This is a genomic window from Leclercia sp. S52 (assembly GCF_039727615.1).
GTDB lineage: Bacteria > Pseudomonadota > Gammaproteobacteria > Enterobacterales > Enterobacteriaceae > Enterobacter > Enterobacter adecarboxylatus_B.
Map to the genome: position 1 here is coordinate 1,388,692 of NZ_CP152474.1, position 12,815 is coordinate 1,401,506.

Below are 12,815 nucleotides of genomic sequence, written 5' to 3' on the forward strand. Positions count from 1 at the left end.
TCATGCTGGAACTCAATTTTACCCAGACGCTGGGCGAGCACTGCCTGACCCTCAACGAAACCCTGCCTGCCAGCGGGATCACCGCCATTTTTGGCGTCTCCGGGGCGGGGAAGACCTCGCTGATCTATGCGATAAGCGGCCTGACCCGGCCACAGTCCGGGCGGATCGTGCTCAACGACCGGGTGCTGAACGACGTCGAAAAGCGTATTTATCTGGCGCCGGAAAAGCGCCGGATCGGCTATGTTTTCCAGGATGCGCGGCTGTTTCCGCACTACAAAGTGCTGGGTAACCTGCGTTACGGCATGGCGAAAAGCATGGCCGGGCAGTTCGATAAGCTGGTGGCTCTGCTGGGCATTGAGCACCTGCTTGATCGCCTGCCGTCGTCGCTCTCGGGTGGCGAAAAACAGCGCGTGGCGATAGGGCGGGCGCTACTCACCGCCCCGGAACTGCTGCTGATGGACGAACCTCTGGCCTCGCTCGACATTCCCCGCAAGCGTGAGCTGCTGCCCTATCTGCAGCGCCTGGCGCGTGAAATCAATATTCCGATGCTGTATGTCAGCCACTCGCTGGACGAGATCCTGCATCTGGCCGATAAGGTGCTGGTGCTGGAAAACGGCAGCGTGAAGGCGTTCGGTAATCTGGAAGAGGTGTGGGGGAGCAGCGTGATGCACCCCTGGCTGCCGCAGGAGCAGCAGAGCAGCATTCTCAAGGTGAGCGTGCTCGAGCACCATCCGCACTACGCGATGACCGCCCTGGCCATTGGCGATCAGCATGTCTGGGTCAACAAGCTGGATAAACCGCTGCACACTAGTGTGCGCATTCGCATTCAGGCGTCGGATGTCTCGCTGGTGCTACAGCCGCCGCTACAGAGCAGTATCCGTAACATTCTGCGCGCCAAAGTAGCCCAGTGTTACGACGATAACGGCCAGGTTGAGGTTCAGCTGGAAATTGGCAGCCGCACGCTGTGGGCGCGCATCAGCCCGTGGGCCAGGGATGAACTGGGGATCAAACCTGGCCTCTGGCTCTATGCGCAGATCAAGAGCGTGTCGATTACCACCTGATCACAGCAGATGGGTATAGATATACTGAGCGATGCTGTCAGTGGTGTTGTCGCCAATCACAATGTTGGCGCGCGCTTTGACGGCGTCATCCGCATTGCCCATCGCCACGCCGGTACCGGCTGCTTCCAGCATGCTGATGTCATTGTAATTATCGCCAAAGGCAATGACATCCTTCATTGACCCGCCGATGGATTCCACATACTGCGCCAGGCGTTTGCCCTTGCTGTTGCCTTTGCGGGCAATATCCACCTGATCGTGCCAGGACCATTCGCACTCCAGGCCCAGCGTCTGCTCCACGTGTTTAGCGAAGGCATTCAGCTTAGTGGTGTCCTCATCGGTCAGGGCAAATTTCCAGATGGCGTTAACCTCCCGGGCCGCCTGCGCCAGCGAAGGTACCTGGGTGAAGACAGGACGCTGCGCTTCCGGCAGCGACTGCGCCCAGTTGCTGGTGCGGATCACATGCCCGGTCGGGCGTTCGTAAAGCATCGCGTCGTCGACATACATCAGGCCGTGAATGGCGTGTTCATCGAGCAGATCAATCAGTTGCAGCGCCTGAGGAACCGGCAGCGGATCGGCCTGTAGAACCTTTTTTGCTTGATAATCATACAAATGTACACTAAGTTGTACAAACAATTTGTGTAGGCATAAACAAATGAAAAAATGCTTCGTTTACTACCGTTTCAGCAGTGAACAACAACGTGATGGGGCATCAATTGTCCGTCAGAAAGAAGTACTACGGGAGTACATCAAACGTCATAACGTATGTGATGGTATGGATGATCCAGAAGTAGTTGAGATACTGGACGAATCACTCTCGGCATTCAAAGGTTTAAATATGTCTGAGGGGCAGTTAGGAAAGTGGATGGATCAAGTACGTATAGGTATGTGGGATGGTTCAAGACTGGTAGTTGAAAGTATTGACCGTTTTAGCCGCTTGAATCCATTTACAGTACTAAGTTACATAAGTGAGTTAGTAAGTCATAAAATCACGATGATTGATGCCAGTAACAACATGTGGATCAATCTTGCTAATAGTCAGCTACTACCTATTGTTACGATGTCTGCTCAACGTGCATATGAAGAGTCAGTATGACCTGCTCCCCGTTGATTAATACACCGCGATGTTAGTAATGTCTTCATAAGCCACATGAGGACATCCCCATGAAGAAGCGTTTTTCCGAAGAACAGATCATCAGTATTCTCCGAGAGGCCGAAGCCGGGGTTTCTGCCCGTGAGCTCTGCCGCAAGCACGCCATTTCCGACGCCACCTTTTACACCTGGCGTAAGAAGTATGGCGGTATGGAGGTGCCCGAGGTTAAGCGCCTGAAGTCGCTTGAGGAAGAGAACGCCCGCCTCAAGAAGCTGCTCGCTGAAGCCATGCTGGATAAGGAGGCGCTTCAGGTGGCTCTGGGGCGAAAGTACTGACGACAGACCAGAAGCGGGAAGCTGTGGTGTTGATGTGTGATGCGACCGGTCTGTCGCAACGTCGTGCCTGCAGGCTTACAGGTTTGTCCCTGTCGACCTGCCGCTATGAGGCTCAGCGACCGGCTGCTGATGCGCATTTATCAGGGCGTATCACTGAGCTGGCACTGGAGCGCAGGCGTTTTGGCTACCGACGCATCTGGCAGTTACTGCGCCGTGAAGGCCTTCATGTTAATCACAAGCGCGTGTACCGCCTTTACCACCTTAACGGGCTGGGCGTAAAACGCAGACGACGTCGTAAAGGGCTGGCAACAGAACGTCTGCCGCTGCTCCGCCCGGAGGCGCCCAACCTGACCTGGTCGATGGATTTTGTCATGGACGCGCTGGCCACCGGTCGCAGGATCAAGTGCCTGACCTGCGTGGACGACTTCACGAAGGAGTGTCTGACGATTACCGCCGCATTCGGGATTTCAGGCGTTCAGGTCACGCGAATTCTGGACAGCATTGCACTGTTTCGCGGCTATCCGGCGACGATAAGAACGGACCAGGGGCCGGAGTTTACCTGCAGAGCACTTGACCAGTGGGCTTATGAGCATGGGGTGGAGCTGCGGCTTATCCAGCCGGGCAAGCCAACACAGAACGGATTTATTGAAAGTTTTAACGGACGATTCAGGGATGAGTGCCTCAATGAGCACTGGTTCAGCGATATAGTTCACGCCAGGAAAACGATTAATGACTGGCGGCAGGATTATAACGAGTGTCGTCCACATTCATCGCTGAACTACCAGACTCCGGCTGAATTTGCAGCGGACTGGCGAAACGGGAAATATGAAGAAAAACCAACCGACATTACTAACTGAAGGTTGTATCTAATCCTGGGGGCAGGTCAGTATTGATGTGTAATATTCCATTCAATCAATCATTACTTGATGCAAAGTACTTTAAAGATTATGGCCTGGATGTAATGGGTTTTGACTGTATGAATATTGCATTTAAGGATGGTGATGTACCAGTACTAAGTAAGGGGGATCAGGCAGAATGGCAGTATTATGACGAGAAATATAAAGTACAGGTTATCGATTCTTATAAACTATTTGTGAAAGGTATTAAAGTACATTTGTTTCTTGTTCAGTTAAAAGAGGCGTTTTTAGAAGAATAAAAATAAATACCCTGTATCAATTAATTTATGGGGTAATTTATGAAGAAATCTAAAATTGGATATGGAATTTGGGCAGTAGCAGTAATAGCACTTGCAGCATTACATTGTTTTGCAGGTTTACCATTATGGGTAGTGATAGTACTGTCAATTATATTAGGATAGGGAAATGGTTATATCTACAACAGTGATCGGTTGTACCAGTGCTGTAATTGCACTGGGTGGTTTTTTATTCACAAGATACAGAGAGTATAAAATGGATTCTACTTTACTGTACAAGCGAATTTCAGATCTTGAAGCAGAACAACGATTATTAAAACAACAAATAGATTCGATGAGTAAAGATCAGGTACTCTTTGAAACAGAATTAAAATCAGTACAAAATCGTTTGCTGGATATCGATGTAAAGTTATCCCGTATTCTGACACTACTGGAAGTTAAAAATGAGAAACACTAAAGCCAGCATTACGCTGGCTTTTTTTTACTGCTTAGTTACCCAGTTAATCAGATAATCAACGCGGTTTGGTGTCTGTTGATATAGTTTACTGTTACGTAGTTCGGCTAATGCTGTTGCATAGTTCTGATTCTGTAAGGCATAGATACAACGCTTGAATTTACTGAAACCTGCTAATCCTAACTGGAATACCAGTACCGTTACCATCGCATACCAGCGACCATCTGGACGTAGACCTAATTTTAATGAATCAGTACCTTTAACTGCTTTCTGATAATCCAGTACTAAAAGTTGTTCGGCCTGTAGTTCTGTAATGCCATTAACGAAATGCTCTCTTTCTTCTGACAGTACTAAATGACCAAATCCAATAGTTTCATATCCTAATGAGTCTTTATAAATTCTGAACTTGCCGTTTCTGAAATAACCTAATTTTTCTTGATATTGTTTAGTACCTTCAAGACTCTTAATAATCTGTAGTACTTCTTCCTGTTTTACGCTCATTTTTAATAATCCTTAATAAATAATTGATAACGTATTTATCAAGGAAAATAAGAAAATGGATAATAATGAAAGTGAGTGGCAAATGTGGTACAAGGATGAAGAATTTATCCCAGAAGAAACAGCGTGTTTTGTCTATATAATTCAATTTACCGATTCGGATGAATTTTACATCGGTCAAAAGAGAGTATGGAAAGGTATTAAAAATATCTCAGAAATTAAAGCAGACAGTAAACAAAGTAACTGGGAAGAATATTGTAGTAGCAGTAAGACAGTGAAAGAGAAGATTGAAGCGGGTGAACCGTACCGTAAACGTATTCTGGCATGTTACCCAACATACGCCGAAGCACTTCACTGTGAGTCAGCACTGATCTGTATGTTGTGTTCTCAGTGGGGAAGTCTTAACAAAGCACTGATGGCTAAGTTCATGTTTACAGGTCGTATGAACAAGGAACATATGCAGAAGGTTAGAGAACTGTTGGAGGACTTAACATGAAAGGATTGATTGAGTACTTAAAGCGTTTTCTAACAGGTTCTGGTACTAATTCTGATGATGGTACTGCTAAGACCACCGATAGACTATCAGACGTTAACTGGAAGCATCACATTGCGTATGTATTCGTGTTCATCGTTATCTATAACTTCATCATCATTCCAGTACTGGCATTGTTAGGTATAATAGTCCCATTGATACCACTTGATGAAGTATGGAAAATACTTATAATCTTGATTGGCGGAAGTTAACCAATTAAGAGAAATGTATGAATTGGATTAATAGATTTAAGGCTATAATCGAAAAGAATATTACTTTAGTCATTTTTTTAGTATTAGTTATCATTGTCGCATTCTATGGAATACATAAAGCACAATCTGACTTTTCAAGTACTGACGTATTATCAGCAATAGCTGATGTATCTATGGCATTTTTTGCTTTGTTGGGTTTATTAGTTGCTAAAAGATGGAAAGCAGAAGCTACACAAAGTAAAGGTGTTGATGTTTCTATATCAATACTTACAGAATCCATACCAATGCTGAATGGTCTAATTATCCCTACAGTATATATTAAGTTGGCCGAACGTTATTTATTAGGATTTAAAGACGATAAATTTTTTCCTTATCCTAAAACAATTTCTTTTCGAAACGGTATGAAACCACATGGTGAGATAATTAAAAGAGAATCTAAAGAATTATCTAAGTTACGCTCTGGTTTGAAAACTCTTAATGTATTGTCATGGTCAGTTACCAGTAAATACAAAAGTAATATGGACTCTTATATAAACTTAGTTACTCAGTGTTTAAATAAAGAGATTGAACTCCGCACACATATTGTAGTTATATTATCTGCGTGGAATATTGATTTTACTGGTGATGATTCAAAAGCATATACAGATCTCACATGGGATTTTTCTAACAATTATAATGTTGATGAAGGCATTAAGTTATGTAATGAAATAGTAAGAATCAAAGAAGACCTGTACAACCATCTTAAGTTAATGAATGTAAATACTGTCTCTATCTTTGATGTTTTTGAACCTAAACACTAAACGAATAGCTATTAAAGCCTGTACATGTACAGGCTTTTTTCTTTAGGCTGGCACACATTCATAGTACTTGTTAACCGTCTCGGCAATTCCAGTTTCTGTATTACTGCCTATTACCAGATCAGCACAGGCTTTTATCTCATCTACGGCATTACCCATAGCAACACCCAGACCAGCACTTTTAAGCATACTAAGATCGTTATGGTTATCCCCAAAAGCGATAACCTGATCCATTGATAAGCCTTGCGATTCAACCCATTGTGCTAAACGTTTACCTTTGCTATTCCCCACTTGTGCTATATCAACCTGATCATGCCATGACCATTCACAAGCAAGCCCAAGTTCACGTTCTACGACCTGACCGAAATTTTGTAATTTGACTGTATCAGTATCAGTCAGGGCGAACTTCCAGATCCCGGCAACGTTCTGAGCCGTTTCACGTAGCGAACTCACTTGTTTGAATACCGGGCGTTGTGATTCTGGTAATGATTTAGCCCAATTTTCAGTACGGATGATATGCCCCGTAGGTTCCCTATAGAACATTGCATCATCGGCATACATCAAACTATGAACATTGTAACTATCAAGTAGATCAATTAATTGCGTAGCCTGGTCTGGTTGTAACGGATCAGACGTAATCACCTTTTTTTCGTGGTAATCGTACAGTAAAGCACCATTGCAACAGATAGCAGGTGTATCAAGAGCTAATGCCTGATAAAAAGGATGAATGGCTACAAAATGTCGTCCAGTTACGATCACTACTTTTGCCCCAGATTCACGGGCATTTTGAAGGGCTACTAATGATTCTGGGAGAATCCGTTTCTCTGGTGTTAGAAGTGTGCCATCCAAATCAAGGGCAATTACTTGATAGTTCATCATTATTCACTTTGATTGAGTTAGGGTTTTGCCGATAGTACACGGCTTGCCGCAGTCTTGAAAATCGTTACTCTATAGTACTGGCAAAGCCAAAGAGACAGTAAGAAGCAGGCATTAATGAAGGGTGTAACAATTTGTTTGTTTACTATTACCACTATTCAAATAGGTACCGTTACAACAAATTGCAGGTGTATCTAACGCCAGCGCCTGATAAAAAGGATGAATCGCAACATGATGTCGACCCGTCACGATGAGGAGCTGGTATCCCACCTCCTGGGCACGCTTCAGGGCGTCGAGGGAAGAGGGGAGCAGGGTTTTTTGCGGGGTTAACAGCGTACCGTCTAAATCCAGTGCAATCACACGCGAGGTCATTTGATATTCCGGGTTAATGTTGAAATGGCAGGATGTGCAGATGGTACACCGCGTGACTAACGCTGCAAAATTCCTGGTTAAAATTCAGCATTCACCGTTAAAAAAGACTATCCTGGTACATTACTTTTACGCGCAGTGAGGAAAGGAGCATTCATGAAACAAACCGTTTATACCGCCAGTCCTGAAAGCCAGCAGATCCATGTCTGGCGTCTGAATCCCGAAGGCACACTCACCCTGGTTCAGGTCGTCGATGTTCCCGGCCAGGTTCAGCCGATGGCGATCAGCCCGGATAAACGTTTCCTGTATGTGGGTGTGCGCCCGGAGTTCCGTGTGCTGGCGTACCGTATCTCTCCTGACGATGGTGCCCTGACATACACGGCCGAAGCCGCTCTGCCAGGTAGCCCGACCCATATTTCAACCGATCTGCAGGGACGCTTTATCTTTAGCGGCTCTTACAATGCCGGTTGCGTCAGCGTGACCCGCCTGGATGACGGCATTCCAACGGAGACCGTTGAGGTGGTTGAAGGCCTGGAAGGTTGCCACTCGGCCAACATCTCCCCGGATAACCGCACCCTGTGGGTTCCGGCGCTGAAACAGGATCGTATCTGCCTGTTCACGCTGGGCGACGACGGCAAGCTGGCCGCGCAAACGCCGGCAGAAGTGACTACCGTTGAAGGCGCAGGCCCGCGTCATATGGTGTTCCATCCGAATCAACAGTACGCCTACGTGGTGAATGAGCTGAACTGCTCGGTGGACGTCTGGGCCCTGCGCGATCCGCACGGCAATATCGAGTGTGTGCAGACCCTGGACATGATGCCGGCTGACTTCACCGATACGCGCTGGGGAGCGGATATCCACATCACCCCTGACGGACGCCACCTCTATACCTGCGATCGTACCTCAAGCCTGATCACCATTTTCAGCATCTCTGAAGATGGCAGCGTGCTGGCAATCGAAGGCTTCCAGCCGACTGAGACCCAGCCGCGCGGCTTTAACGTCGATCACAGCGGTAAGTTCCTGATTGCGGCGGGGCAAAAATCGCACCATATCGCACTGTATGAGATTCAGGGCGAGCAGGGGCTGCTGGAAGAGAAGGGGCGTTACGCCGTCGGCCAGGGGCCAATGTGGGTAGTGGTTAACGCCTGCTAAGGCGGACGAAATAAAAAAACCTCGCAAATGCGAGGTTTTTTTATGCCCGGTGGTAGCCGGGTGAGCACATCGACATAAACCAACTCAGTTATTGTAGCGTCGCAGATAATGCTTACACAACCTCAGACACGTATCGATGCTAGAGCAGGTTATGATGATATAAACATAACCATTTGATTTTAAATTATTTTAATTGCTGCTCTTTATAAATTCTTATTTGATGGTGAGCTGTTTAAATATACAGCTTTCTCTGTTTATAATCAGCTGTTGGTATCAATGTGTGGCAGTCCGCTATCAGGGATCGTTTTCAAGTCCTGGCTGGCGGGTGGTGCCGTCAGTGCCTTAACTGCGGAGCACATCGATGTAAACCAACGCCCACTGGTGACAGGCAGCGAAAAGGTAAGTCAGTGGAAGTGCTCCTGACCAAAGGAGTGGCGTATGAGCAGTATGGGATGGATAATTCTGTTCCTGCAACTCATGGTTGCAGTATTGCAACTGCTGGATGCGTATCTTAAGACCGGTGCCTGACGTGCCCAGCCGCAGCATTAAGGGGGGAGTGATTCCCCCCTTTTTGCTAATCCGATTACTGTTTCGGCTCTGCGATCACTTTGCTACCCACACCGCGGTTGTTGTATTCCCACATGCGGTTGAAGTTCGCGTCGTTAAGGTTACGCTGCACGTTGCCTTTCTCATCCACCGCACCGGTATTACCCGCATACGGACGCTGAGAAATCGCCGCGTTGCCCCAGGGTTTCGCCATGTTAAAGCCTTCGTTGATCACGCTGTCGCGGATCACCACCTGGCCGTTAGAGGCAGAATCCACATCCAGCGAGCGGCCCAGCTGTGCCACACCGTCACCCATCGCGGTAAAGCGGCTGTTTACCGCCAGGAAGCCGTAGAACAGATTAGACTGCGTCGCTGGTGCGAAGACATAGCCTTCCTGCTGGGTACGGGTATTCATCACGCGGAAATCGGTGTTATCAAACACCACGGCACCGCGACCGGAGACAATATCCACATCGCCTTCAATGTAGCTGTTGGTGACCAGCGTACGGGTGATACGGTTGTTTTTCAGGGTGTTCTCGACGCCGCTGTTGGTGACAAAGAAGGTGTTCTGACGACCCAGAATATTCACCTTGTCGATCTGCACCTGATCGCCATCGCTGCGCAGGGCGACCGCCTGGTGGTTACCAGCATCCACGCTGTCGCCCAGGTTGTTTTCAATGGTCAGGTTTTTCAGCTGCAGGCCGGTGTTCTGCGACCAGAAGACGGCTGAACACATCACGCCGACGGTGGCGCTGTGCTTGCTCTGGCAACGGTCAAACATGTACCAGGCCGGTTTGCCAGGCATATATTTACCGCCCGGGTTGACCAGACGACGCCAGGTGGTGGTATCCATCTCCGAGTCGATCGCCAGACCAATTTTCACATCAATCGGTTTTTCGCCCGTACCGTAGAGAGTCACGCTACCCGGTGCGGCAGGCACATACACGGTGCCTTCGTACTCGCCGGGTAAAATGGCGATGTACTGACGGGAGCTGCTGTGCTTAGCAATGGCAGCATCAACCGCCGCCTGAATGGTGGTGTGCGTAACGCCCTGCGTTCCCGCCGGGCCAACCACAAAGTTTGGCTGCTCAGGCAGGCGAATGGCGTAAGGACTCCACGGCGCCGCGTTTGGATCCATGGCCGTAAAGTAGCGAGCCTGCTGGAAGTTTTTCGCTTCATCAGCGGAGAGGATCGGGCGGGAAGCCGTGCCTGGTGCGGCCTGCTCTGAAGGCAGTTGATCCGGCGGAGTAGAGCTGCACGCAGACAACGTCACGCCAAATGCGAGGGCCAGCGCCAGACGAGAAATCCTGGAAATGTTCAAGGGAAAGCTCCTGCTAAGCATATCAATAGGGGGATAACCGAAATAGCCTGCTTTTTTATACTAAGTTGAGCGAAACGGGAAGATTAAAAGGTAAAAAGTTACTTTTTATTCCCGCGCTTAGCGGGAAAGTTGTCACAAATAAATAACAATTTCGGTAAAGCCGATTGACAGAGCGACGGGAATGAAAATAAATGTCTATACAACTCATGACAAGCGGAAGCCCGATGCTGCAACTTCATCCCGACGACGTAATCTGGCGTAACCTGCGCCTCGCGACCCTGGATCCCGATCACGGCACGGCCTATGGTCTGCTGGAGAACCGGGCGTTGATTGTGCGCGGTGAGACCATCCTGGCGATCGTGCCTGAATCTGACCTGCCACAGGATCTGCCCAACGCCCACGATTTACAGGGGCGGCTGGTCACGCCGGGCCTGATCGACTGCCACACCCACCTGGTGTTTGGCGGCGATCGCGCCGCCGAATGGGAGCAGCGGCTGAACGGCGTCTCCTATCAGACCATCAGCGCCCAGGGAGGCGGGATTAACGCCACGGTAACCGCCACCCGGGACAGCACCCCCGAGCAGCTTGAGCAGCTGGCGCAGCAGCGTTTACAGCGGCTGATGCGTGAAGGCGTCACCACGATCGAAATTAAATCCGGCTACGGCCTCAACGACGAGGCGGAAGAGAAGATGCTGCGCGTGGCCCAGCGTCTTGCCCTGACCAACCCTGTTGAGATCAGCCCGACGCTGCTTGCCGCTCACGCCGTGCCGAAAGAGTATCGTCAGGATCCCGATGCGTACATCGCCCACGTGTGTCAGCACACCCTGCCTGCGCTGTGGGAGAAAGGTCTTTTCGAAGCCGTGGATGTCTTCTGCGAGAATGTCGGCTTTACCCCGGAACAGAGTGAACGGGTATTCCAGGCGGCACAGGCCCGGGGGATCCCGATTAAAGGCCACGTCGAGCAGCTCTCGAACCTCGGCGGCACCACGCTGGTGAGCCGCTACCACGGGCTCTCTGCCGATCATATTGAGTATCTTGATGAATCCGGAGTAAGCGCGATGGCGCAGAGCGGCACCGTAGCGGTGCTGCTGCCCGGCGCGTTCTACTTTTTGCAGGAGCGCCAGCGCCCGCCGGTTGCCCTCTTGCGTCAGCATGGGGTGCCGATGGCCGTCGCCACCGACTACAACCCCGGCACCAGCCCCTTTGCCAGCCTGCATCTGGCGATGAACATGGCCTGCGTGCAGTTTGGTTTAACCCCGGAAGAGGCGTGGGCAGGGGTGACCCGGCACGCCGCACGGGCGCTGGGCCGCGGTGAAACGCACGGCCAGCTGAAGGCCGGGTTTGTCGCGGATCTGGCGATCTGGGATGCCAAAAGCCCGGTGGAGATGGTGTATGAGCCGGGTCGTAACCCGCTTTATCAGCGCGTATTCAGAGGAAAAATACAATGAACCTGTGGCAGCCGGTTTCACCTGACATCTGGCAGGGGCGCGACGATAGCAGCGAGGCCAGCAATGCGCTGCGCCTGTTCCAGACCGTGCAACGTAGCGACACGCTAACGCCCTCCGGGGACGGTATCGCCCTGATCGGCTTCGCCTGCGACGAAGGGGTCCGACGCAATCAGGGCCGGACCGGTGCCGCCGGGGCCCCGGATGTGTTACGCCGTGCGCTGGGGAATATGGCCAGCCATCAGGGCCACGCGCGGCTGACAGATATGGGCAACATCCGCGTCGAAGGGGAAGCGCTGGAGGCCGCCCAACAGGCGCTGAGTGAGACGGTCACCGCCTGCCTGCAGGCCGGCATGCGCACCCTGGTGTTCGGCGGCGGGCATGAAACCGCCTGGGCCCACGGCCGCGGCGTGCTGGATGCTTTTCCCGGCGAGCGGGTGGTGATTATCAACCTCGATGCGCATCTCGATCTGCGTCACGCCAGCCAGGCGACCTCCGGAACCCCGTTCCGCCAGCTGGCGCTGTACTGCGCAGAACAGCAGCGTGAGTTTCACTATGCCTGCCTCGGGGTCAGCCGGGCGGCCAATACTCAGGCGCTGTGGGATGAGGCGGCTCGTCTTAACGTTACCCTGGTCGAAGATCTCGATTTCCAGCGGCAGGCGTTGCCGGTACTTGAGGAGATCCTCAAGGATGCGGATCGGGTCTATCTCACCATTGATCTCGACGTAATGCCTGCCGGGGAGATGCCCGCCGTGTCGGCACCTGCCGCGCTGGGGGTTCCCGCCCGGGATCTGCTTCCGGTCATCGAGCGGATCTGTCGCAGCGGCAAACTGCAGGCGGCAGATCTGGTGGAGTTGAGCCCCGGCTTCGATCGTGACGGCCAGGGGGGCGAAGCTTGCCGCACGGCTGGCCTGGCAAATTGCTCACTGGTGGATTTGATCTCTGTATATACTCGACTTTTTATGACGGCTTAA

The 12,815-nt window shown here is 50.5% G+C and carries 14 protein-coding genes and 3 pseudogenes; 12 read left to right on the forward strand and 5 right to left on the reverse strand.

The genetic code is table 11. The annotated features are described in order from the left end of the window. The first annotated feature begins 2 nt into the window (after nt 1-2). On the forward strand, nt 3-1,061 hold the full coding sequence (gene modC / locus AAHB66_RS06580; RefSeq protein WP_347115590.1) for a molybdenum ABC transporter ATP-binding protein ModC: 1,059 nt from the start codon (nt 3-5) through the stop codon (nt 1,059-1,061). Here the strand turns inward: modC and AAHB66_RS06585 are convergent. Then, nucleotides 1,062-1,673: pseudogene (locus AAHB66_RS06585) on the reverse strand (pyridoxal phosphatase); the annotation flags it as partial. A 40-nt stretch (nt 1,674-1,713) separates the two neighbouring features. On the opposite strand from AAHB66_RS06585, the gene AAHB66_RS06590 reads away from it, so the two are divergent. The 4 genes from AAHB66_RS06590 to AAHB66_RS06605 all read left to right on the forward strand — a co-directional run bounded on the left by AAHB66_RS06590 (nt 1,714) and on the right by AAHB66_RS06605 (nt 4,096). Beyond that, nucleotides 1,714-2,154: a recombinase family protein gene (locus AAHB66_RS06590; RefSeq protein WP_347115591.1), complete on the forward strand. Its 441-nt coding sequence runs from the start codon at nt 1,714-1,716 to the stop codon at nt 2,152-2,154. 68 nt (nt 2,155-2,222) lie between these two features. Beyond that, nucleotides 2,223-3,343, forward strand: a protein-coding gene (locus tag AAHB66_RS06595) for an IS3 family transposase (RefSeq protein ID WP_105580531.1) whose coding sequence is annotated in 2 segments (ribosomal slippage) — nt 2,223-2,481 and nt 2,481-3,343 — 1,122 coding nt in all. Because the reading frame shifts where the segments join, the coding sequence is not laid out codon by codon here. A gap of 35 nt (nt 3,344-3,378) precedes the next feature. Next, nucleotides 3,379-3,642 (forward strand): hypothetical protein, encoded by a 264-nt coding sequence (locus AAHB66_RS06600; protein WP_347115592.1) that lies wholly within the window; start codon nt 3,379-3,381, stop codon nt 3,640-3,642. A 166-nt stretch (nt 3,643-3,808) separates the two neighbouring features. After that, nucleotides 3,809-4,096, forward strand: coding sequence for a hypothetical protein (locus AAHB66_RS06605; protein WP_200143023.1), 288 nt, complete (start codon nt 3,809-3,811; stop codon nt 4,094-4,096). Between the two features lie 24 nt (nt 4,097-4,120). Here the strand turns inward: AAHB66_RS06605 and AAHB66_RS06610 are convergent, their stop codons facing one another. Beyond that, nucleotides 4,121-4,594, reverse strand: a complete 474-nt coding sequence (locus AAHB66_RS06610; RefSeq protein ID WP_347115593.1) for a glycoside hydrolase family protein — start codon at nt 4,592-4,594, stop codon at nt 4,121-4,123. Nucleotides 4,595-4,649: 55 nt separating this feature from the next. Between AAHB66_RS06610 and AAHB66_RS06615 the strand changes: the two genes are divergently transcribed. Genes AAHB66_RS06615 through AAHB66_RS06625 form a run of 3 tightly spaced genes read left to right on the forward strand, consistent with a single transcriptional unit; the run spans nt 4,650 to nt 6,135 of the window. Next, complete coding sequence (locus tag AAHB66_RS06615) at nt 4,650-5,087, forward strand: hypothetical protein (protein WP_347115594.1); 438 nt, start codon at nt 4,650-4,652, stop codon at nt 5,085-5,087. After that, a complete protein-coding gene (locus tag AAHB66_RS06620) occupies nt 5,084-5,335 on the forward strand; it encodes a hypothetical protein (RefSeq protein ID WP_347115595.1) in 252 nt (83 codons plus the stop codon). Before AAHB66_RS06615 ends, AAHB66_RS06620 begins: the two co-directional genes overlap by 4 nt. 17 nt (nt 5,336-5,352) lie before the next feature. Then, the gene (locus tag AAHB66_RS06625) at nt 5,353-6,135 is read left to right on the forward strand and encodes a hypothetical protein (RefSeq protein ID WP_347115596.1); all 783 of its coding nucleotides are present in this window, start codon (nt 5,353-5,355) and stop codon (nt 6,133-6,135) included. A gap of 42 nt (nt 6,136-6,177) precedes the next feature. Here the strand turns inward: AAHB66_RS06625 and AAHB66_RS06630 are convergent, their stop codons facing one another. Then, a complete protein-coding gene (locus tag AAHB66_RS06630) occupies nt 6,178-7,008 on the reverse strand; it encodes a pyridoxal phosphatase (RefSeq protein WP_347116434.1) in 831 nt (276 codons plus the stop codon). A 159-nt stretch (nt 7,009-7,167) separates the two neighbouring features. After that, nucleotides 7,168-7,380 (reverse strand): annotated as a pseudogene (locus tag AAHB66_RS06635) (HAD-IIB family hydrolase); the annotation flags it as partial. A 153-nt stretch (nt 7,381-7,533) separates the two neighbouring features. On the opposite strand from AAHB66_RS06635, the gene pgl reads away from it, so the two are divergent. Both pgl and tisB read left to right on the forward strand, forming a co-directional pair. Continuing rightward, on the forward strand, nt 7,534-8,529 hold the full coding sequence (gene pgl / locus AAHB66_RS06640) for a 6-phosphogluconolactonase (RefSeq protein WP_347115597.1): 996 nt from the start codon (nt 7,534-7,536) through the stop codon (nt 8,527-8,529). Nucleotides 8,530-8,967: 438 nt separating this feature from the next. Then, the gene (gene tisB / locus AAHB66_RS06645; RefSeq protein ID WP_347115598.1) at nt 8,968-9,057 is read left to right on the forward strand and encodes a type I toxin-antitoxin system toxin TisB; all 90 of its coding nucleotides are present in this window, start codon (nt 8,968-8,970) and stop codon (nt 9,055-9,057) included. A 55-nt stretch (nt 9,058-9,112) separates the two neighbouring features. Here tisB and AAHB66_RS06650 read toward each other — a convergent pair whose 3' ends face one another. Further along, nucleotides 9,113-10,396: a putative acyl-CoA thioester hydrolase gene (locus AAHB66_RS06650; RefSeq protein ID WP_347115599.1), complete on the reverse strand. Its 1,284-nt coding sequence runs from the start codon at nt 10,394-10,396 to the stop codon at nt 9,113-9,115. 224 nt (nt 10,397-10,620) lie between these two features. Between AAHB66_RS06650 and hutI the strand changes: the two genes are divergently transcribed. Then, nucleotides 10,621-11,844 carry an imidazolonepropionase gene (hutI, locus tag AAHB66_RS06655; RefSeq protein ID WP_347116435.1) on the forward strand — a complete coding sequence of 408 codons (1,224 nt, stop codon included), beginning with the start codon at nt 10,621-10,623 and terminating at the stop codon, nt 11,842-11,844. After that, nucleotides 11,841-12,780, forward strand: a pseudogene (gene hutG, locus AAHB66_RS06660) (formimidoylglutamase). The gene hutI and the pseudogene hutG overlap by 4 nt, the downstream one beginning before the upstream one ends. The last annotated feature ends 35 nt before the right edge of the window (nt 12,781-12,815 follow it).